Source organism: Pseudomonas sp. GW822-FHT02E03, assembly GCF_058802325.1.
In genome coordinates this window covers 1-21,301 of the sequence record NZ_JBXAOA010000021.1, presented here as the reverse complement: position 1 = coordinate 21,301, position 21,301 = coordinate 1, and the positions used below count along the sequence as shown (strand labels likewise).

Here is a 21,301-nt window from a genome sequence, read left to right as displayed (position 1 = left end):
ACCCGGATCCGCAAAAGCAGAAGCCACCGGTGTGCCATCACTTCAGTAAGTTTCATATAGCCGACTAACGGTCAGTCCTACAGGCCCCGGAAACCGGGAAAGATGGCATTTCGACAGGATGTTGACGTCAACCATCTGCCAAATGGGCATTAACAAACAACCGTTCTACGCTTATAAAGACAGCCCGAAGGCACGCGCTAGAGCTTCTGGCACGTGCGTACAGAAAAAAGTGGAAGCTCGAATATGATCGATCTCGCAACCTGGAACCTCAGCGTTCCTGTCGGCAGTCCGCCGTACACCGTTGAAACAACCAAACTGGTGGACGGCTTCAAGGATCAATACTTCCACTCCGACACCGGCACCTTGTTTTTTTGGGCCCCGGTAACCGGCACCCGCACTGAAAACGCGATTTACCCTCGCACCGAACTGCGCGAAACCTACAGCAATGGCACGCTGAAAAACTGGTACTACCCCGACGCGGACAACTTTCTGCGTGCGACCCTTACGGTCAGCAAGGTACCCAGCACGGGCAAGATCGTCATTGGCCAGATCCACGCCTACAAAAGCCAAAAGCCGATGGTAAAACTCGAATATCAATATAAAGACTACAGCGAGACCGGAAACATCGTCGCCAAAGTCCGCATGCACCCCGACGACGACACCGCCCGGGTCATCACCATCGCCACTGGCATAAAACTCGATCGGGAATTTTCCTACCTCATCCACCTCAGCCCCGGCGGTGCATTGGGCATCAGTGCGGCGGGCTACCAGTGGGACACCGACATCAGCGCGATGTGGCGTGATAAACCCTTGTACTTCAAAGCCGGCGCCTATGTGCAGGACAACACCGGCTATACCACTGAAGGCGGGGAAGTGAACTTCAGCAAGCTGGATATTGATCACGATACCTGAGGCGACTCGATCCCCTGTAGGAGCTGCCGAAGGCTGCGATCTTTTGATCTTCAGCTCCGAAAATTTCGTAGGAATCCACCCATTGTGGCGAGGGAGCTTGCTCCCGTCGGGCTGCGCAGCAGTCCCTCTTTTTTGGGGGCTGTTTTTGCGCCCCAGCGGGAGCAAGCTCCCTCGCCACAGGTTCTTTATGTCCAACTCCATCTCTTCACTGACCGGCATCTGGCCCCATTTAAACGCCAACGTTTAAAGACACTCGGCGTTACTTCATGAGGCCTACAACGGCTTGCGTCACCGCCTACAGGTACGCCAGAATCCGCCGGCTTGTGCGCCTTGAAGCCCACCGGTAACTTGATTCGCGTCACTGATTTCCAGTGATCGGGTTTAGTAGCCCGTGGTTTCGAGCTTGGTGCACAAGCATCTGTCAGTCAGGGATTTCAATTCCTGCGCTTGATGGTAACTGTGCGCAGGGCACCTTCGGGTGCGCCGGCTTGCTCGAAACCCCGGTCTACTAACCTGCGTACAGTTGCCTCCACTTTGATTAGTAGCCAGAGAGGAGGCACTCCAATCAGGTTTCGAGCAAATGACTAAATCAACGCCGCATCCGCCGGTCACCGACCCGGCATCCCCCTACGAATCCCCCGACTCAAAAAAATTCCACGAAGCCGCCGAGCGCGCCCTCGACCATTACCTCAACCCGGCCGCCAAAATCATGGCCACCACCAACGAACCCGAGCCCATGTACTTGGCCAATCCGAAGTACAACACCGAATCCCTGCTGGCCAACGCCAGCGAAACACTCGGCTCGGCCACCACCATGCTCAACAATTTCGCAGCGCTGCTGGAGACCTCCCATCGCAAGACCCTGCTGGGCATCGCCCAAGTGGTCATGCTCGGCGAATTGGCGGTGAACCAGGCGCTGGACCACGTCGAATTGAAGGAGTAATCGGGCTCTGGTTGGAGCAAGGTGAGCAAACTTGCTTCCAATAAAAAACCCGCCTCTCGGCGGGTTTTTTATCAACGCAGTTTAACGCTCAGGCTCAGTTAACCTTAGCGTTCAACTCACCCTTCAAATACCGCTGATACATCGCTTCCAACGAGATCGGTTTGATCTTCGAAGCATTCCCCGCCGTACCAAACTGCTCATAACGTGCGATACACACATCACGCATTGCAGTCACGGTCGCGCCGAAGAACTTACGCGGGTCGAACTCGCTCGGGTTGGTAGCCATCAGGCGACGCATTGCACCGGTGGAGGCCAGGCGCAGGTCGGTGTCGATGTTGACCTTGCGCACGCCGTGCTTGATGCCTTCGACGATTTCTTCAACCGGTACGCCGTAGGTTTCTTTGATGTCGCCGCCGTACTGGTTGATGATCGCCAGCCACTCTTGCGGAACCGAAGACGAACCGTGCATCACCAAGTGGGTGTTCGGGATGCGTTTGTGGATTTCTTTGATGCGGTCGATGGCCAGCACGTCGCCGGTAGGCGGCTTGGTGAACTTGTAGGCGCCGTGGCTGGTGCCGATGGCGATGGCCAGGGCATCGACCTGGGTGCGTTTGACGAAGTCAGCGGCTTCTTCCGGGTCGGTCAGCATTTGGCTGTGATCCAGAACGCCTTCGGCGCCGATGCCGTCTTCTTCACCGGCCATGCCGGTTTCCAGCGAACCCAGGCAGCCCAGCTCGCCTTCTACCGATACGCCGCAGGCGTGAGCCATGGCTACGGTTTGTTGGGTAACACGGACGTTGTAGTCGTAGTCGGTCGGGGTCTTGCCGTCTTCGCCCAGGGAGCCGTCCATCATCACCGAGCTGAAGCCCAGCTGGATGGAGCGCTGGCAGACGTCAGGGCTGGTGCCGTGGTCCTGGTGCATGCACACCGGGATGTGCGGGAATTCTTCGATGGCTGCCAGGATCAGGTGACGCAGGAACGGGGCGCCTGCGTATTTGCGAGCACCGGCCGAAGCCTGGACGATCACCGGGGAGTCAGTCTTGTCAGCGGCTTCCATGATGGCGCGCATCTGCTCAAGGTTGTTGACGTTGAAGGCTGGAACGCCGTAGCCGAACTCGGCTGCGTGGTCCAGCATCTGGCGCATGCTGATAAGTGCCATTGTGTGTGTCTCTCCCGGTTGAGGGTCGTTAATCGTGCCAGCCTGCCGTAGCGGCGGCGGCTATTCAAGTTATTGCAGATCGGGGGTTGGCCCGGGCTGCGAATTCGGTGGTGCAAAATCTCAAGAACTACAGAGAACCACTGTGGGAGCGGGCTTGCTCGCGAATGCGGTTATACATTCAACATCCATGCGAGCTGATCCACCGCCTTCGCGAGCAAGCCCGCTCCCACATTTGGATCGCTGTGAATCAAATCAATCGTGTTACTCGGCTTTACAACCGCGGCCGATCAAATCGTTGGTGGCGACCCAGTAAACCAGGCCTTCCTCACCTTTTACGTGAAACGCCAGCATGTCGTTGCTGTACAGCGAACCTTCGGCGCCCGGTTCAAGCTTCAAGCGGTAGACCTGATCGGCACCGCCCAGGCGAACGTCGACTTGCTTGCGGTTGATGTCAGTGTAGCGCCAGAGCACTTTGGCCTGACTGTCGCAGGTCCAGGTGGTCCAGCTGTCCGCGGGCTCGGCAGCGTTGAACAGGTTCAAATGGGTGCAACCTGCCAGCAATGCCAGTGCCGCAACAGCGATAAAGCGTTTCATCCGTGTTCCTCGACTGACGGCACACGCCGCCAGCCTTGAGTAAAGAGTCAGACCCCTCAAGGGCAACCATGTTCCTTGGCCGGAGCCTGCGTCTCGTATTTGTCCAGGCCATCGGGCCCGGAGCGCTTGTTGATCACCGGGTTGGTTTCCGCTTGCCAATCCGCCTGGTAGCAGCCTTTTTCGTGTGTTTGCGGCGCGGGTTCCGGCGTGGCTTTCGGGTTACTCCCGCAAGCCGCCAGCATACCCGCGGCAATCAACAGCACTAGGGTCCTGACCATGTGAACACTCCTTTGCCTGGTCAAATGGGCGGCCTCAGGCCTTGGCCCGGCTTTCCAGGACTTCAACGGCCGGCAGCACTTTGCCTTCGACGAATTCGAGGAACGCGCCGCCGCCGGTAGAAATGTAGGAGATCTGCTCGGCAACGCCATATTTATCGATGGCCGCCAGGGTGTCGCCACCACCAGCGATGGAGAACGCCGAGCTTTCGGCGATGGCTTGGGCCAGCACTTTGGTGCCGTTACCGAACTGGTCGAACTCGAACACGCCCACCGGGCCGTTCCACAGGATGGTCTTGGACGACTTCAACAGCTCGGCGAAGTTCGCCGCGGTCTGTGGGCCGATGTCCAGGATCATGTCGTCTGCGGCCACGTCGGCAATCAGCTTGACGGTCGCGGTAGCGCTTTCAGCGAATTCCTTGGCAACCACCACGTCCACCGGCAGCGGAACGCTGACTTTGGCAGCGATTTCACGGGCGGTGTCCAACAGGTCCGGCTCGTACAAGGATTTGCCGACCGGGTGACCAGCAGCAGCCAGGAAGGTGTTGGCGATGCCGCCGCCGACGATCAGCTGGTTGCAGATCTGGCTCAGGCTGTTGAGCACGTCGAGTTTGGTCGACACTTTGGAACCGGCAACGATAGCGGCCATTGGCTGAGCCGGGGCGCCCAAGGCCTTGCCCAGTGCGTCCAGTTCGGCGGCCAGCAACGGGCCAGCAGCAGCGACTTTGGCGAACTTGGCCACGCCGTGGGTCGAACCCTCGGCGCGGTGAGCGGTGCCGAAAGCGTCCATCACAAACACGTCGCACAGGGCGGCGTACTGCTTGGCCAGTTCGTCAGCGTTCTTTTTCTCGCCCTTGTTGAAGCGCACGTTTTCGAACAGCACGATGTCGCCGGCTTTCACGTCGACGCCGCCCAGGTAATCGGACACCAGCGGCACTTCGCGGCCCAGGGCTTTGCTCAGGTAGTCAGCGACTGGCTTGAGGCTGTTCTCGGCCGAGAACTCGCCTTCGGTCGGACGGCCAAGGTGCGAGCAGATCATCACGGCCGCGCCTTTTTCCAGGGCCAGCTTGATGGTCGGCAGCGAAGCCAGGATTCGCGCATCGCTGGTGACAACACCGTCCTTGACTGGGACGTTGAGGTCTTCGCGGATCAGTACGCGCTTACCTTGCAGATCGAGGTCGGTCATCTTCAACACGGTCATGGGTCGCATTTCCTGGATAGCTGTTTTAGAGAGCAGGTTTTGGTTGTGGTGCAGCTGTTTGCAAATAGTGTTCTGCAACGTCCAGCATTCGATTGGCAAAACCCCATTCGTTGTCGAACCAGGCCAGGATGTTCACCAGCCGAGGGCCGGAAACGCGGGTCTGACTGGCATCGACGATGGCCGAATGTGGGTCATGATTAAAATCACAACTGGCGTGAGGCAACTCGGTGTAGGCCAGAAGGCCCTTGAGCGGGCCATGGGTGGCGGCCTCGCGCAGAATCCGGTTGACCTCGGTGGCGTCGGTATCGCTCACGGTCTGCATCGTAATGTCGAGGCAGGACACGTTAACCGTCGGCACCCGCACGGCTTTGGCCTGAATTCGCCCGGCAAGTTCCGGCAGCAGGCGTTCAATGCCTCGCGCCAGACCAGTGGACACCGGAATCACCGACTGGAACGCCGAACGGGTGCGGCGCAGGTCTTCGTGGTGATAAGCGTCGATCACCGGCTGATCGTTCATCGCCGAGTGGATGGTGGTGATCGACACGTATTCCAGACCAATGGCCTGATCCAGCAGGCGCAATAGCGGCACGCCGCAGTTGGTGGTGCAGGAGGCGTTGGACACCAGCAGCTCGTCGCCGGTCAGGCAATCCTGGTTCACACCGTAGACGATGGTGGCGTCGACATCCGCCTCGCTGGCCATCGGCTGGGAGAACAGCACCCGCGGCGCACCGGCGTCGAGGAACCGCTGGCCATCAGCACGGGTGTGATAAGCGCCGGAGCACTCCAGCACCAGATCGACGCCCAGTGACGCCCAATCGATGCCTTCGGGGGTGGCACTGCGCAGGACCTTCACGCAGTCGCCTTTAATATGCAGACAATCGCCCTCGACCCTCACCTCACCGGGAAACCGCCCGTGTGTGGAGTCGAAGCGTGTCAGGTATTCGATGCTGGCCATGTCGGCCAGATCGTTGATCGCGACAATTTCAAACCCTGCCGCCGAGCCTCGCTCAAACAACGCACGCAAGACGCAACGACCAATCCGGCCGTAGCCGTTGAGTGCAACTTTGTAAGGACGCGGTTGAGGCATGGGGTTCTCGATTACCGTGGTGAATCCGTCAGTGTTGCGTTGAATGTTCTATTGCCATCGCGGGCAAGCCCGCTCCCACATGGACGGTGTAAATCCCTGTGGGAGCGGGCTTGCCCGCGATAGCGTCAGAACAGGCAATACATCACCTGAACTTAGTCTTCCAGCAGCTCTTCAGCCTGACCCAGGATGTTTTCCAGCGTGAAGCCGAACTCTTCGAACAAGGCAGGCGCAGGCGCCGACTCGCCGTAGGTGGTCATGCCGATCACACGCCCTTCCAGGCCCACGTACTTGTACCAGTAGTCCGCGTGAGCAGCCTCAATGGCGATACGCGCGCTGACCTGCAATGGCAGAACCGCTTGCTTGTAGCCGGCGTCCTGGGCTTCGAAGACGCTGGTGCACGGCATCGAAACAACACGCACCTTGCGACCTTGCTCGGTCAGTTTGTCGAAGGCTTGAACGGCCAGGCCGACTTCCGAACCGGTGGCGATCAGGATCAGCTCAGGCTCGCCTGCGCAGTCCTTCAACACGTAGCCGCCGCGATTGATGCACTCGATCTGCACGGCATCACGGGTTTGGTGCTGCAGGTTCTGACGGGAGAAGATCAGTGCCGACGGACCGTCGTCACGCTCCAGCGCGCATTTCCAGGCCACTGCCGATTCAACGGCATCGGCTGGACGCCAGGTGTCGAGGTTCGGCGTGCAGCGCAGGCTGGCCAGTTGCTCGATCGGCTGGTGAGTCGGGCCGTCTTCGCCCAGACCGATGGAGTCGTGGGTGAACACATAAATGATGCGTTTCTTCATCAGCGCCGACATGCGCACCGCGTTGCGGGCGTATTCCATGAACATCAGGAAGGTCGCGCCGTAAGGCACCAGGCCGCCGTGCAGGGCCACGCCGTTCATGATCGCGCTCATGCCGAACTCGCGAACACCGTAGTACATGTAGTTGCCGCTGGCGTCTTCGGCGGTGACGCCTTTGCAACCTTTCCACAGGGTCAGGTTGGAACCGGCCAGGTCAGCCGAACCGCCCAGCAGTTCCGGCAACAGCGGGCCGAACGCGTTCAGGGCATTCTGGCTGGCTTTACGGCTGGCGATGGTTTCGCCCTTGGCCGCGACTTCAGCGATGTAAGCAGCAGCTTTTTCCGCGAAGTCTTCCGGCAGGTCACCGCTCAGACGACGAATCAGTTCGTTGGCCAGCTCCGGGAAGGCCGCGGAGTAAGCAGCAAAACGCTGATCCCACTCGGCTTCGGCAGCGCGACCGGATTCCTTGGCGTCCCACTCGGCATAAATATTGGCCGGGATTTCGAACGGGCCGTGGTTCCACTTCAGTGCTTCACGGGTCAGAGCGATTTCCGCGTCACCCAACGGGGCACCGTGGCAGTCTTCCTTGCCCTGCTTGTTCGGCGAACCGAAACCGATGGTGGTCTTGCAGCAGATCAGCGTCGGCTGCTCGCTTTTGCGCGCCGTGTCGATGGCGATCTTGATTTCTTCCGGGTCATGACCGTCGACGTTGCGGATCACCTGCCAGTTGTAGGCCTCGAAACGCTTCGGCGTGTCGTCGGTGAACCAGCCTTCGACTTCGCCGTCGATGGAAATGCCGTTGTCATCGTAGAAGGCAATCAGTTTACCCAGGCCCAAGGTGCCAGCCAGGGAGCTGACTTCGTGGGAAATGCCTTCCATCATGCAGCCATCACCCAGGAACACGTAGGTGTGGTGATCGACAACGTTATGGCCTGGACGGTTGAACTGCGTCGCCAGGACTTTTTCTGCCAGGGCGAAACCCACGGCATTGGCCAGGCCTTGGCCCAGTGGACCGGTGGTGGTTTCTACGCCCGGGGTGTAGCCGTATTCCGGGTGACCCGGAGTGCGGCTGTGCAGCTGGCGGAAGTTTTTCAGGTCATCGATCGACAGGTCATAGCCGGTGAGGTGCAGCAGCGAGTAGATCAACATCGAACCGTGACCGTTGGACAGCACGAAGCGGTCACGGTCGGCGAACGATGGATTGCTCGGGTTGTGCTTCAGGTAGTCACGCCAAAGTACTTCGGCGATATCCGCCATACCCATAGGGGCACCGGGATGGCCGCTGTTGGCTTTTTGCACGGCATCCATGCTGAGGGCACGAATGGCGTTGGCACGCTCACGACGGCTGGGCATCGCTGTTCTCCTGCGGATATTGAATCGAGAGTTAATAAAACGAAACGGAAAAAAGGCGAGCATTTTCCCTCACCGACCGCCTTCGGGGCAATGACAGATAGTCATCCGAAGGCGTTTTTCCAATGGATAACAGCGTATTCGACTGATGAAACCTTTCCGCTGTTCGCTTGCTGACTAAACCTAACGCTGAAAAGCGCCATCTATCGAGCAATATCAAAACTTTTTGATATTGCTCTTGCGATGATTTCTGCCCATCACTAGACTGCTGGCCTTATGAATTTACGCGCACCCTCCATTCGACATGACGATTGCGATGAGCTGGCGGCCCTGTGCAAGGCCGGCGGCGATCCTCTGCGGCTGAATGTATTGCGCGCGCTGGCCAACGATTCGTTCGGTGTACTGGAACTGGCGCAGATCTTCGGCATTGGCCAGTCTGGCATGAGTCATCACCTCAAGGTTTTGGCCCAGGCCGACCTGGTGGCGACCCGTCGTGAAGGCAATGCGATTTTCTACCGTCGCGCCCTGCCCCACACCGATCTGCTGGGCGGCAAGCTGCATGCCGCGCTGCTGGAAGAAGTGGACAACCTGACCCTGCCGACTGACGTTCAGTCGCGGATCGGTCAGGTCCACGGGCAGCGAGCGGCGGCCAGCCAGGACTTTTTCTCACGGGTCGCGGAGAAGTTTCGTGCCCAGCAAGACCTGATTGCCGGCCTGCCACAGTACCGCGACAGCGTAGTGGCACTGCTCGACAAGCTGAGTTTCGGTCCTGGCGCCACGGCGATCGAAGTCGGCCCTGGCGATGGCGGTTTTCTGCCGGAACTGGCGCGTCGTTTCGCTCAAGTCACAGCGCTGGACAACAGCCCGGCGATGCTCGATCTGGCCCGCCAGGTCTGCGAACGTGAAATGCTGGCTAACGTCAGCCTGCAATTGGCCGATGCATTGAACGGTGTAAGCCTCAACGCTGATTGCGTTGTACTGAACATGGTACTGCACCATTTCGCCGCGCCGGCCGAAGCACTCAAGCGCATGGCCGACTTGCTGCAACCGGGCGGTAGCCTGCTCGTGACAGATTTATGTAGCCACAACCAGAGTTGGGCCAGGGAGGCCTGCGGTGATCTGTGGTTGGGGTTTGAACAGGACGATCTGGCCCGTTGGGCCACCGCTGCGGGACTCGTTCCCGGGGAAAGCCTCTATGTAGGCTTACGTAATGGTTTCCAGATTCAGGTCCGCCATTTTCAGCGACCGGCTGGCGACACTCACCATCGGTAAATTCAGGAAAAAATCGAGATGAGCGAATACTCCCTCTTCACCTCCGAGTCCGTGTCTGAAGGGCATCCGGATAAAATCGCCGACCAGATTTCCGATGCGGTGCTGGACGCCATCATTGCTGAAGACAAATTCGCCCGTGTAGCGTGCGAGACGCTGGTGAAAACCGGCGTGGCAATCATCGCAGGTGAAGTCACCACGTCGGCCTGGGTCGATCTGGAAGACATCGTCCGTAACGTGATTCTCGACATCGGCTACAACAGCTCCAATGTCGGCTTCGACGGTGCGACCTGCGGCGTGATGAACATCATCGGCAAGCAGTCCCCTGACATCAACCAGGGCGTTGACCGTGCCAAGCCTGAAGACCAGGGCGCCGGCGACCAGGGCCTGATGTTCGGCTACGCCAGCAATGAAACCGACGTGCTGATGCCGGCACCGATCACCTTCTCGCACCAACTGGTTCAACGCCAGGCTGAAGCCCGTAAATCCGGCCTGCTGCCTTGGCTGCGCCCGGACGCCAAGTCGCAAGTCACTTGCCGTTACGAAGGCGGCAAGGTTGTCGGTATCGACGCCGTTGTGTTGTCGACCCAGCACAACCCTGACGTATCGTACAAAGACCTGCGCGAAGGCGTGATGGAACTGATCGTCAAGCACGTACTGCCTGCCGAGCTGCTGTCCAAAGACACCCAGTTCCACATCAACCCGACCGGCCAATTCATCATCGGTGGCCCGGTGGGCGACTGCGGCCTGACCGGCCGCAAGATCATCGTCGACAGCTACGGCGGCATGGCCCGTCACGGCGGCGGCGCGTTCTCCGGCAAGGATCCATCGAAAGTAGACCGTTCGGCGGCCTACGCCGGTCGTTACGTGGCCAAGAACATCGTCGCTGCCGGCCTGGCCGAGCGTTGCGAGATTCAGGTTTCCTACGCGATCGGTGTTGCCCAGCCTACGTCGATTTCGTTGAACACCTTCGGCACCGGTAAAATCAGCGACGACAAGATCGTCAAACTGGTTCGCGAAGTGTTCGACCTGCGTCCATACGCAATCACCACCATGCTCGACCTGCTGCACCCGATGTACCAGGAAACCGCTGCGTACGGCCACTTCGGTCGCACTCCGGCTACCAAGACTGTGGGCGACGATACGTTCACCACTTTCACTTGGGAAAAAACCGACCGCGCCGACGACCTGCGTGTCGCTGCCGGCCTGTAAGACTTTTCCTGCGGTACCCAAAGCCCCGCACGGTTCGCCGTGCGGGGCTTTTCATTGTTCTGCTGCTTGAGACCGTGTCGCCGCTTTCGCGAGCAAGCCCGCTCCCACACTTGATCTCGATCACTCACAGCATCTGTGTACACAAAAGACCCATGTGGGAGCGGGCTTGCTCGCGAAGAGGCCAGCCCAGTCACCTCTGTCTCATGCCAGAAACACTCAGCAAAAAAACCACCCTTCGCGCCTACCAGTACTGATCTAGCCTTCAAGCATCCCACTGAGCAAGGACGCTCTCGATGCTGCCCAACCTGCGCCTGTTTTTCGCTTTCCTGCTGACTTTCACCAGCCAGACCACCCATGCCGCCGAATGCCCCGATTGGCCACCGGTTCGCGCACAGAAAGAAATCACCACCCTGCAACTGCAAATCGATCGCTGGGACGACAGCTACCACCGTGAAGGCCAGTCGCTGATCGCCGATGAACTCTATGATCAGTCCCGTGCGCGACTGACCGAATGGCGCGACTGTTTTGATTCAGGCCCCGCCACCGAACCATTGCGTACGGCCGGCGGCACGGTTGCTCACCCCATCGCACACACCGGCCTGGAAAAACTGCGCGATGGGCGCGCCGTCGAAGCCTGGCTGAAGGATCGGGGCGAGGTGTGGATTCAGCCCAAGGTTGACGGTGTGGCGGTGACGTTGATTTATCGCAATGGCTGGTTGCACCGGGCGATCAGTCGGGGGGACGGGGTAAACGGCCAGGACTGGACTGCCTCGGCACGCCAGATCGCCGCCATCCCTCAAAAACTTTCGCAGTCGCTGGACTTGCTGCTGCAAGGCGAACTCTATTGGCGCCTGACCGAACACGTACAAGCCGAGGCCGGCAGCCTCAATGCCCGCGCCACGGTGGCCGGGTTGATGGCACGCAAGGCGCTGAGCGCCGAGCAGGCCGCCGGTATCGGGTTGTTTGTCTGGGACTGGCCGCAAGGCCCGAAAAGCCTGCCCGACCGGGTGGCAGCTCTGGACACGTTGGGGTTCCCGAGTACGGCACCCTACAGTCAGCCGATCGAGGCATTTGCCGATGCCGAACGCTGGCGCGATCACTGGTATCGCTCGCCCCTGCCCTTTGCCAGCGATGGGGTCGTACTGCGCCAGGACCAGCGCCCACCGGCCGAGCGCTGGCAGGCGAAAACGCCTTACTGGAGCGTCGCCTGGAAATACCCCTTTGCCCAGGCGCTGGCCGAGGTGCGCAAGGTCCACTTCAAGATTGGACGAACCGGCCGGATCACACCGGTGCTGGATCTGATACCGGTGATGCTCGATGACCGGCAGATCAGGCGCGTCAGTGTCGGCTCTCTGCAACGCTGGGAAGCGCTGGATATTCGCCCGGGCGATCAGGTCGCCATCAGCCTGGCGGGGCTGACCATCCCCAGGCTCGATGGTGTCGTCCTGCACAGCACCGAACGCCCGGAATTGAACGTACCGCTGGCGGCAGATTTTGATTCTTTAAGCTGCTGGCAGCCCACACCCGGATGCGAAAGCCAATTCCTCGCACGTCTGAGCTGGCTCAGTGGCAAACAGGGGCTGGCCTTGCCTCATGTCGGGCCGGGCACCTGGGAGAAACTGCTCAAGGCCGAACGCCTCGACAGCCTGGTCGATTGGTTGACCCTTGATGAGCAAGAGCTTGCTAAGATTGACGGCTTCGGTGAGCGCAGCAGTGCTCGCCTTTTGGACAGTTTCAACAGCGCCCGGCAACGCCCCTTCGCTCGCTGGCTCAAAGCCCTGGGTTTGCCGCCGACTGGCCAGGCACGCCTCGCCGACTCATGGCAGGCGCTGGCACAACGAAACACCGAACAATGGCAAGCCGAAGCCGGCATCGGCCCGGGGCGCGCAGCGCAATTGAGCGCATTTTTCCGCGACCCGCAGGTCCTGGCCTTGAGTGAGACATTACGTGTTGCCGGGATTGACGGTTTCTAGACGCCAGCCCTGCCTGAGAGCCGGGAACCCAAAGGTGCCGATGCGCTCAAACAGCCCATCGCTATATCGAATTTTTCACCTGGAGCTTTTATGAAACTTCTTTCACCGCTTGCCGTGTTGACCCTGTGCAGCGTGATGGCCGCTCCATTGATGGCCGACGAAGATGCCCCGGGCCTGACCGGCTGCGCCGCCAAAAAACAAGGCATCATCAACCAGATCGAACTGGCCAAGTCCCGCGGCAACGCCGATCAACAGGCTGGCCTGGAAACCGCCCTGAACGAAGTCACTGCCCATTGCACCGACGCTTCCTTGAAGAAGGAACGGGAAAACAAGGTGCTCGACGCCAAGCACGAAGTCAGCACGCGTCAGGCCGACCTCGAGAAGGCGATGAAAAAAGGCGACGCCGAGAAGATCAACAAGCGCAAGGACAAACTGGCTCAATCACGCAAGGAGTTGCAGGAAGCACTGGATGAGCTGGATAAGTAGTCGGGCTTGAACGAGGGGCTTTTGTGGCGAGAGCGCCGCAAATCAATGATCCCGAAACTCTTTATGGCAGGCACTGCAGGCATCTTCGACTTTCTGCACCGCCGGCCCCAGGTTGCTGACCTTGTAGGGCTGAACCTTGCTGGCAATCACCAGCTCACCGGTGGCGCCTTCAAGGGTGCGGGCCAGCTCCTGGAAACGTGCCTGCTTCTGCCAGACATCGTCCTTGGCGCTGGTGTGATCCTCTTCGCGCACCTGCGGGAAATGTTTCCACGGCTCATGGGACAGCGCGTCGAGCTTCACCGCGCCGTCGACGAATTTCGGGCCATCGAACGGAATACGCCCACGCAACATGCCGCCCAGGTCTTCGCCGGTCTTGAGCATCTGCTTGAAGATCGCCTTGCGCTGACCCAGCGGCGAGTTTGGGTCGACACCACCGCAGGCGGACAAGGTCAGGCAGGCCAGCAATACAACGGAAAGTCTTTTAAGAATCATGGTGGCTTCAGGTCACTGGAAACGGCGGCCAGTATCCTCGCGTCACCGGCAAAGACCAATAGCCCTATTATCAATACGGGTTGTTTGAGCGCATGGAGCACTCAGGCAGCCGGCAAAGGAATTACTCCATGAACAGCCGTTTCAAGGCATGGCGTCACAATCTGGCCTGGACCCTTCCGATGGTGGCCGTACTGGCAGGCTGCACCGGCGGCGACAGCAGCAAACCGAAAACCCACGCACTGGCGACCTACTCCAGCGCCACCTGGGAAGCGCTTCCGGCAGTGTCCGACAACGACCTCGTCGCCGGCTTCGGCTCGTGGCGCAGCGCCTGTACCCGGCTCAAGGCCGATCCGGTCTGGGGCGGCACCTGTGCGGCTTCCGCCAATGTGCAGCCAACCGCCAAGGACATCCGCGGTTTCCTCAAACAGAACCTGGACGTCTATGGCCTGCGTGCCGCCAATGACAACCCCAACGGCCTGATTACCGGTTACTACGAACCGGTGTACCCCGGCAGCCTGACCCAGACCGAGGAAGCCAACATCCCGGTGTACGGTGTGCCCGAGGACATGATCATCGTCTCGCTGGACAGTATCTATCCGGAACTCAAAGGCAAGCGCCTGCGGGGCAGGCTCGAAGGTCGCGTGCTCAAGCCGTACGACGACGCGGCAACCATTGAAACCAACGGTGTGAAGGCGCCGGTGATTGCCTGGCTGACCGACCCGATGAACCTGCAGTTCCTGCAAATCCAGGGTTCGGGTCGCATCCAGCTTGATGACGGTCGTCAGTTGCGCATCGGTTACGCCGATCAGAACGGCCACCCGTATCGACCCATCGGCCGCTGGCTGGTGGACCAGGGTGAGCTGAAGAAAGAAGACGTGACCATGGGCGCTATCAGCACCTGGGCCAAGGCGAATCCTGCGCGCATTCCCGAACTGCTCGGCAGCAACCCCAGCTACGTGTTCTTTACCCGCAACCCCGACAGCAACGAAGGACCGCGCGGCTCGTTGAATGTCCCGCTGACCGCAGGTTATAGCGCGGCGGTGGACCGCAAGGTGATTCCGCTCGGCAGTCTGTTGTGGTTATCGACCACACGCCCGGACGGCAGCGCACTGGTCCGTCCGGTGGCCGCGCAAGATACTGGCGGCGCGATTGCCGGCGAGGTCCGCGCGGACCTGTTCTGGGGCACGGGGGATGCGGCCGGGCAATTGGCCGGCGACATGAAACAACAGGGGCAAATCTGGATGCTTTGGCCTAAGGGGGCGGCGTTGCCGCAAGTGCCGCAGGTAGCTGACACACTTTAAAAGCAAAAGATCGCAGGCTGCGCCAGCTCCTACAGGGATCGATGTTCATCCGCGATATTGCGGCGCACGCGGCCAATGTAGGAGCTGCCGAAGGCTGCGATCTTTTGATCTTGCCTTTAAACCGACACCACAAAGAAACTGACGATCAACCCCATCCCCACAAACCATACCAGCGACCGCAATATCGCCCAGTCCGCCAAGTAGCAGATGATGAAGAGCAGCCGACTGGTGATGAACAGCACCGACAGCACATTAATCGTCACCAGCTCGGCATTGCCGGCCAAGTGAGCCACGATTACCGCCGCCGCAAACGCCGGGGTCACTTCAAAACTGTTCAGTTGCGCCGCATGCGCCCGCTTGCCCAAGCCTTCCAGGGAATCGAGAAACCCCCGAGGGTCATGATTGTGTCTAAGCCCGTACCCGCCACTGATCTTGGCGATGCCTATGCACAAGTAAGGCAAAAAGAGCGCAATCAAAATGCACCACAGAGCAACCGTCATAACGCAGTCCCTTCTTCAAGTTATAGAAAATCGAATTCCATCAGGGGTGATTAAAACTTCATCACCAACATGCCGATCAGCACCAGCCCACAGGCTAAGAGCCGGGGCTTGCCGAAAGGTTCTTTGAGGTAGCGCATGCCGAACAGCACCACCAGAATCACGCTGATCTCGCGCAGCGCCGCCGCCTCGGCAATTGAACCGAGCTGCATCGCCCACAGCACCAGAGCGTAGCTGAACAGTACGCAAAACCCGACCGCCAATCCCAACCGCCACTGTTCGCGCCAGAACAGCATGAACGCCGGGCGTTTGCGCACCAGCGCCAGCAACGGGAACGGCCAGGCACTGAGCAATGTGACCCAAACCAGGTAGTCCAGCGGATGGGACCAGCGTCGCAAGGCCTGGCCATCGATGAAGGTGTAGCAACCGATGCACAACCCGATCAGTGCCACCACCGGCAGCATCGACCACGGCAGACGCACCCCGCCACCGCCCTGCCAGAGCAGGCACAACATGCCGAGCGGGATCAGCAAAATGCCGAAGATCTGCTGAGCCGTCAGCACTTCCCCGGCGAAGATCAGCGTCAGTGCCAGCACCACCAGCGGCGACAGTCCACGCATCAACGGATAGACCAGGCCGAGATCGCCGACCCGATAGGCCTGGATCAACAGGTAGCGATAGAGCAACTCGAATGCCGCTGACGCGAGAATCCACGGCCACATCTCCAGTGGCGGCAGCGCCACGAAGGGCAGCATCAGGGCGACAAACAGCAGCGCCACGCTGTCCATGCAGGCCACCACCAACAGCCGCTCCGCGCTGAATTTGATCAGGGTATTCCACGCCGCGTGCAACAGCGCCGCCACCAACACCAGAACCGTCGCAAGCACGGCACACTCCTTATTTTGCCCCTCCACCCACCCCTACAGGGGCGGGGCAGAGAATTGATTCGCCATATGTCCGCAGCTGTTTATACTGCAAGCGACCACGCCGCACTCAGTTGCGCACACACTAATTCCAATAATTCCTGCCTCTGCCCGCTCTCACCGAGAATGGTCGTCGGCCTGCGTATGCCTGATCAAAGCGTCAAGACTACCGACAGAGACCTTGCGCATGCCACTCGCCTTGCTTGCACTGGCCGTTGCCGCCTTCGGCATCGGCACCACCGAATTCGTCATCATGGGCTTGCTGCCCGATGTCGCCCGCGACCTCGCCGTGAGCATTCCTCACGCGGGGCTGCTCATCACCGGTTACGCCCTAGGCGTGGTGTTCGGTGCGCCGATCCTCGCGGTCGGCACCGCCAACATGCCGCGCAAAGCCACATTGCTGGGCATGACGCTGATGTTCATTCTCGGCAATATCCTCTGTGCCCTGGCGCCGAACTACGCCACTTTGATGGCCGCGCGGGTGATCACCGCGCTGTGCCATGGTGCGTTCTTCGGCATCGGCTCGGTGGTCGCTGCCGGTCTGGTGGCACCGAACAAACGAGCCCAGGCGATTGCCATGATGTTCACCGGCCTGACGCTGGCCAACGTGCTGGGCGTTCCATTGGGCACCGCGCTGGGGCAATACGCTGGCTGGCGCTCGACGTTTTGGGCCGTGTCGGTGATTGGTGTGATTGCGGCCATCGCACAGTGGGTCTGGCTGCCCAAGGAAATCCCCATGGACAAGGCCAACCTGGCCAGCGAGTTCAAAGTGCTGGGCAAGGTCAACGTACTGCTGGCGCTGGGCATGAGCGTGCTGGCGTCCACCAGTCTGTTCAGCGTGTTCACCTATATCGCGCCGATCCTGCAAGACATCACCGGCGTCAGCCCGCATGGCGTGACGATCATGTTGCTGTTGTTCGGAGTCGGTCTGACGGCGGGCAGCATGCTTGGCGGCCGATTGGCGGACAGTCGTTTGCTGCCTTCTCTGGTGGGTATGGCACTGGCGGTGGTCGTCGTGCTGGCCGCTTTCAGTCAGACCAGTCACTCAGTGATCCCGGCGGCGATCACGCTGGTGTTGTGGGGCATCTTCGCGTTTGCGCTGTGCCCGATCCTGCAATTGCTGATCATCGATCAGGCTCATGAAGCGCCGAACCTCGGGTCGACGCTGAATCAAAGTGCATTCAATCTCGGCAACGCAGCCGGAGCATGGATTGGCGGGCTGGTAGTGGCCAGTGGCGCGGACCTGGCGGACTTGCCGTGGACCGGCGCACTGGTCAGCGGGTTGACGGTGCTGACGGCGTTGTTTTTCATCTACCTGCAGCGTCGCAGTGCTGTCGCGGTCAATGTGTCCGGCTAAGCGCAATCCATGTGGGAGCGGGCTTGCTCGCGAAGGCGGCGGCACAGCCAAGAATGATGTCGCCTGACACACCGCCTTCGCGGGCAAGCCCGCTCCCACAGGTTTCGCGCCTTAAACTGACTGGCATCAGGTACTTTTACCCTTCATTTTTTGATCTTCTGCGGTTCGGGCTCCTGGCTCCGCTGCGCAGAGGTCTTCGGCGGCCCGCTTTCACTGCGAATCTGCGCGTGACTGATCAGTGCGAAGATAAAACTGCCACCGATGATGTTCCCCACCAGCGTGGGTCCTGCGAATACCAGCCAGAAATCCTTCCAGGGCAACTCGCCGGCAAACACCAGATACGAGACCTCGACCGATCCAACCACGATGTGGGTGAAATCTCCCAGCGCCATGAAATAGGTGATGAGGATGATGATCCACATCTTGGCGCTTTCCATGGACGGGATCATCCAGACCATGGTGGCGATCATCCAGCCAGAGATGATGCCTTTGGCGAACATTTTGCCGGCATCGTTCTCCATGACCTTGCGCCCGATATCGAGGAAGGCCAGATCGGTCTTGGTGTCAAAAATCGGCAGATGCAGCATCACATACGCCACCAGCAAGGTGCCGCAAAGGTTGCCCACCAAAACCACCGACCACAGCCGAAACAACCGACCGAAATTACCCAGCGTAGGCTTGCTCATGATCGGCAATACGGCAGTCAGGGTGTTCTCGGTGAAGAGTTGCTGACGGGCGAGAATCACAGCGAGAAAACCTGCGCAGTAACCGAAACTGGCGATCACCTTGAAGCCTTCGCCGTCCGGCAGACGCGAGTTCAGCAGCCCCATGCCCATCAGCGACAAGCCCATGGTCAAGCCCGCAGCCAGGGCCGACCACCACAGCGCCGCAACGCTACGCTCGAGTTCCTGATTACCTTGGGTGCGAATGATTTCGTGCAGCACCGCCGCGCGCGGTGGCTGGTTCTTGTCGACCTCGCGCTGTTCTTGCGCCGAGAGGTCCGGGGTCTTGCCGTCTTGGGGCGTGTCCATAAAACTCCTGAACCAGTGGTGGGTCGTTTAATTACGACACGTGGGGTTCGGAGCTGTTCAGTGATCCGTTAAATCATCTCTGACCGATAGACCGCTTTCGCGAGCAAGCCCGCTCCCACACTGGATCTCTGTCGTGCACAAAGTCTGTGTCCACTGAGGATCGAATGCGGGAGCGGGCTTGCTCGCGAAGGCCGCACCGCCGATTTCACCCGCCGATGTCATCATCCTTGAACTGGTCTTTGACGTACCTGATTTCGGTCCGGCCGTGCGGCGCGGGCAGGCCGTCTTCGCCCAGGTTCACGAAAACCATCTTCTCCACCGTAAGGATGCTCTTGCGGGTGATCTTGTTGCGCACTTCGCAGGTCAGCGTGATCGAGGTGCGACCGAATTCGGTGGCGGTGATGCCCAGTTCGATGATGTCGCCCTGGCGCGAGGCACTGACGAAGTTGATTTCGGAAATGTACTTGGTGACCACACGCTGATTGCCCAACTGGACGATGGCATAGATCGCTGCTTCTTCGTCGATCCAGCGCAACAGGCTGCCGCCGAACAGCGTGCCGTTGGGGTTGAGGTCTTCGGGTTTTACCCATTTGCGGGTGTGGAAATTCATACTCACTCCTGACCGTCTTGCCTATTGATGCCGGCCATCATGGCAGAGCCCGGATTAGAGCTCTATCAAGCATCGACTATGGTCTCGATTACCGTTCGGACATTGACCTTGCAGAAAGGCTTTGGAAGATCAGCATAGCCCGCTATAATCGCCCCCGTTTCAAAACGGTAATGTTCACTTGCTACCGTTTTCCCGCCACCTGTCCGAGGGGCGCTGCAGCAGGTTCGACCTGTCAGGCTCGGATGGGGCGTTGACTGGCCATGATCGGCCGATCACTAAACGCACAACGGCGCCCATTCGCATACATTACGAATGGAGGCTCATCATGAGCGCTGTTATCACGCCTGTAGATTTTAACGATTACAAAGTCGCCGACATGTCCCTGGCTGCCTGGGGCCGTCGCGAAACCATCATCGCCGAATCCGAAATGCCCGCCCTGATGGGTCTGCGCCGCAAGTACTCCGCCGAGCAGCCGCTCAAAGGCGCGAAGATTCTCGGCTGCATCCACATGACCATTCAGACTGCCGTGCTGATCGAAACCCTGGTTGCCCTGGGTGCCGAAGTGCGTTGGTCGTCCTGCAACATTTTCTCGACTCAAGACCAGGCCGCTGCCGCTATCGCTGCTGCCGGTATCCCGGTTTTCGCCTGGAAAGGCGAGACTGAAGAAGAGTACGAGTGGTGCCTGGAGCAAACCATCCTCAAAGATGGCGCGCCTTGGGATGCCAACATGATCCTCGACGACGGCGGCGACCTGACCGAGCTGCTGCACAAGAAATACCCGGCGATCCTGGACCGCGTCCACGGCGTCACTGAAGAAACCACCACCGGCGTTCACCGTCTGCTGGACATGCTGGCCAAGGGCGAGCTGAAAATCCCGGCCATCAACGTCAACGACTCGGTGACCAAGAGCAAGAACGACAACAAGTACGGCTGCCGTCACAGCCTGAACGATGCGATCAAGCGCGGCACCGACCACCTGCTGTCCGGCAAGCAAGCGCTGGTCATCGGTTACGGTGACGTGGGCAAGGGCTCGGCCCAGTCCCTGCGTCAGGAAGGCATGATCGTCAAAGTGTCCGAAGTCGACCCGATCTGCGCCATGCAAGCCTGCATGGACGGTTTCGAACTGGTTTCGCCGTTCATCGACGGTATCAACAACGGTACCGAAGCAAGCATCGACAAAGCGCTGCTGGGCAAGATCGACCTGATCGTGACCACCACCGGCAACGTCAATGTTTGCGACGCAAACATGCTCAAAGCCCTGAAGAAGCGCGCTGTGGTCTGCAACATCGGTCACTTCGACAACGAAATCGACACCGCTTTCATGCGCAAGAACTGGGCATGGGAAGAAGTGAAGCCACAGGTTCACAAGGTTCACCGTACCGGCCCGGGCGCTTTCGACGCTCAGAACGACGACTACCTGATCCTGCTGGCCGAAGGCCGTCTGGTTAACCTGGGCAACGCCACTGGCCACCCAAGCCGCATCATGGACGGTTCGTTCGCCAACCAGGTTCTGGCGCAGATCTTCCTGTTCGGCCAGAAGTACGCCGACCTGTCGCCAGCCCAGAAAGCCGAGCGTCTGACCGTTGAAGTACTGCCGAAGAAACTCGACGAAGAAGTGGCCCTGGAAATGGTCCGCGGTTTCGGTGGCGTGGTCACTCAACTGACCAAGCAACAGGCTGACTACATCGGCGTGACCGTCGAAGGCCCGTTCAAGCCGCACGCTTACCGCTACTGATTGGTCCTGCTGCCTGCTCTCCCTTGTGGGAGCGGGGGGGGGGGGGGGGGGGGGGGGGGGGGGGGGGGGGGGGGGGGGGGGGGGGGGGGGGGGGGGG

20 protein-coding genes and 1 riboswitch are annotated in these 21,301 nt (G+C 59.7%); of the genes, 9 read left to right on the top strand and 11 right to left on the bottom strand.

Annotation, left to right across the window (positions count from 1 at the left end):
* Positions 1-243: 243 nt before the first annotated feature.
* Both AC1RQB_RS16985 and AC1RQB_RS16980 read left to right on the top strand, forming a co-directional pair.
* Complete coding sequence (locus AC1RQB_RS16985) at positions 244-912, top strand: polysaccharide lyase family 7 protein (protein ID WP_063342289.1); 669 nt, start codon at positions 244-246, stop codon at positions 910-912.
* Between the two features lie 580 nt (positions 913-1,492).
* Positions 1,493-1,855: a DUF6124 family protein gene (locus AC1RQB_RS16980; RefSeq protein WP_008010304.1), complete on the top strand. Its 363-nt coding sequence runs from the start codon at positions 1,493-1,495 to the stop codon at positions 1,853-1,855.
* Between the two features lie 94 nt (positions 1,856-1,949).
* Here AC1RQB_RS16980 and fba read toward each other — a convergent pair whose 3' ends face one another.
* The 6 genes from fba to tkt form a co-directional block, all read right to left on the bottom strand.
* Positions 1,950-3,014, bottom strand: coding sequence for a class II fructose-bisphosphate aldolase (fba, locus tag AC1RQB_RS16975; protein ID WP_007894938.1), 1,065 nt, complete (start codon positions 3,012-3,014; stop codon positions 1,950-1,952).
* Positions 3,015-3,275: 261 nt separating this feature from the next.
* A complete protein-coding gene (locus AC1RQB_RS16970; RefSeq protein WP_063342288.1) occupies positions 3,276-3,608 on the bottom strand; it encodes an MliC family protein in 333 nt (110 codons plus the stop codon).
* A 56-nt stretch (positions 3,609-3,664) separates the two neighbouring features.
* Entirely contained in the window at positions 3,665-3,886 is a 222-nt protein-coding gene (locus tag AC1RQB_RS16965) for a hypothetical protein (RefSeq protein ID WP_063342287.1), read from the bottom strand.
* Positions 3,887-3,920: 34 nt separating this feature from the next.
* A complete protein-coding gene (locus AC1RQB_RS16960; protein WP_063342286.1) occupies positions 3,921-5,084 on the bottom strand; it encodes a phosphoglycerate kinase in 1,164 nt (387 codons plus the stop codon).
* A 25-nt stretch (positions 5,085-5,109) separates the two neighbouring features.
* Positions 5,110-6,171, bottom strand: coding sequence for an erythrose-4-phosphate dehydrogenase (gene epd, locus AC1RQB_RS16955; RefSeq protein WP_008074844.1), 1,062 nt, complete (start codon positions 6,169-6,171; stop codon positions 5,110-5,112).
* Between the two features lie 152 nt (positions 6,172-6,323).
* On the bottom strand, positions 6,324-8,321 hold the full coding sequence (gene tkt, locus AC1RQB_RS16950) for a transketolase (protein ID WP_063342285.1): 1,998 nt from the start codon (positions 8,319-8,321) through the stop codon (positions 6,324-6,326).
* Between the two features lie 273 nt (positions 8,322-8,594).
* Between tkt and AC1RQB_RS16945 the strand changes: the two genes are divergently transcribed.
* The 4 genes from AC1RQB_RS16945 to AC1RQB_RS16930 all read left to right on the top strand — a co-directional run bounded on the left by AC1RQB_RS16945 (position 8,595) and on the right by AC1RQB_RS16930 (position 13,258).
* The gene (locus AC1RQB_RS16945; protein WP_063342284.1) at positions 8,595-9,590 is read left to right on the top strand and encodes an ArsR/SmtB family transcription factor; all 996 of its coding nucleotides are present in this window, start codon (positions 8,595-8,597) and stop codon (positions 9,588-9,590) included.
* Positions 9,591-9,608: 18 nt separating this feature from the next.
* Complete coding sequence (gene metK / locus AC1RQB_RS16940; protein ID WP_008010319.1) at positions 9,609-10,799, top strand: methionine adenosyltransferase; 1,191 nt, start codon at positions 9,609-9,611, stop codon at positions 10,797-10,799.
* 293 nt (positions 10,800-11,092) lie between these two features.
* Positions 11,093-12,772, top strand: a complete 1,680-nt coding sequence (ligB, locus tag AC1RQB_RS16935) for an NAD-dependent DNA ligase LigB (protein ID WP_063342283.1) — start codon at positions 11,093-11,095, stop codon at positions 12,770-12,772.
* Positions 12,773-12,862: 90 nt separating this feature from the next.
* Positions 12,863-13,258, top strand: a complete 396-nt coding sequence (locus tag AC1RQB_RS16930; RefSeq protein ID WP_007894925.1) for a DUF1090 domain-containing protein — start codon at positions 12,863-12,865, stop codon at positions 13,256-13,258.
* 42 nt (positions 13,259-13,300) lie between these two features.
* Here the strand turns inward: AC1RQB_RS16930 and AC1RQB_RS16925 are convergent, their stop codons facing one another.
* Positions 13,301-13,750 (bottom strand): c-type cytochrome, encoded by a 450-nt coding sequence (locus tag AC1RQB_RS16925; protein WP_008074839.1) that lies wholly within the window; start codon positions 13,748-13,750, stop codon positions 13,301-13,303.
* Positions 13,751-13,878: 128 nt separating this feature from the next.
* On the opposite strand from AC1RQB_RS16925, the gene mltA reads away from it, so the two are divergent.
* The gene (gene mltA / locus AC1RQB_RS16920) at positions 13,879-15,051 is read left to right on the top strand and encodes a murein transglycosylase A (protein ID WP_008074838.1); all 1,173 of its coding nucleotides are present in this window, start codon (positions 13,879-13,881) and stop codon (positions 15,049-15,051) included.
* 116 nt (positions 15,052-15,167) lie between these two features.
* On the opposite strand, the gene AC1RQB_RS16915 is transcribed toward mltA, so the two are convergent.
* Both AC1RQB_RS16915 and AC1RQB_RS16910 read right to left on the bottom strand, forming a co-directional pair.
* On the bottom strand, positions 15,168-15,551 hold the full coding sequence (locus tag AC1RQB_RS16915; RefSeq protein WP_008010326.1) for an MAPEG family protein: 384 nt from the start codon (positions 15,549-15,551) through the stop codon (positions 15,168-15,170).
* Between the two features lie 50 nt (positions 15,552-15,601).
* Positions 15,602-16,435 carry an EamA family transporter gene (locus AC1RQB_RS16910; RefSeq protein WP_063342282.1) on the bottom strand — a complete coding sequence of 278 codons (834 nt, stop codon included), beginning with the start codon at positions 16,433-16,435 and terminating at the stop codon, positions 15,602-15,604.
* A gap of 223 nt (positions 16,436-16,658) precedes the next feature.
* On the opposite strand from AC1RQB_RS16910, the gene AC1RQB_RS16905 reads away from it, so the two are divergent.
* Positions 16,659-17,828, top strand: coding sequence for an MFS transporter (locus AC1RQB_RS16905; protein WP_008071958.1), 1,170 nt, complete (start codon positions 16,659-16,661; stop codon positions 17,826-17,828).
* Positions 17,829-17,971: 143 nt separating this feature from the next.
* Here the strand turns inward: AC1RQB_RS16905 and AC1RQB_RS16900 are convergent, their stop codons facing one another.
* The gene (locus AC1RQB_RS16900) at positions 17,972-18,859 is read right to left on the bottom strand and encodes a formate/nitrite transporter family protein (RefSeq protein WP_063342281.1); all 888 of its coding nucleotides are present in this window, start codon (positions 18,857-18,859) and stop codon (positions 17,972-17,974) included.
* A 205-nt stretch (positions 18,860-19,064) separates the two neighbouring features.
* On the bottom strand, positions 19,065-19,469 hold the full coding sequence (locus AC1RQB_RS16895) for an acyl-CoA thioesterase (RefSeq protein WP_008071961.1): 405 nt from the start codon (positions 19,467-19,469) through the stop codon (positions 19,065-19,067).
* 199 nt (positions 19,470-19,668) lie between these two features.
* A riboswitch (S-adenosyl-L-homocysteine riboswitch) is annotated at positions 19,669-19,771 on the top strand.
* Positions 19,772-19,794: 23 nt separating this feature from the next.
* Here AC1RQB_RS16895 and ahcY point away from each other — a divergent pair.
* Positions 19,795-21,204: an adenosylhomocysteinase gene (ahcY, locus tag AC1RQB_RS16890; RefSeq protein WP_007898042.1), complete on the top strand. Its 1,410-nt coding sequence runs from the start codon at positions 19,795-19,797 to the stop codon at positions 21,202-21,204.
* Positions 21,205-21,301 lie beyond the last annotated feature (97 nt).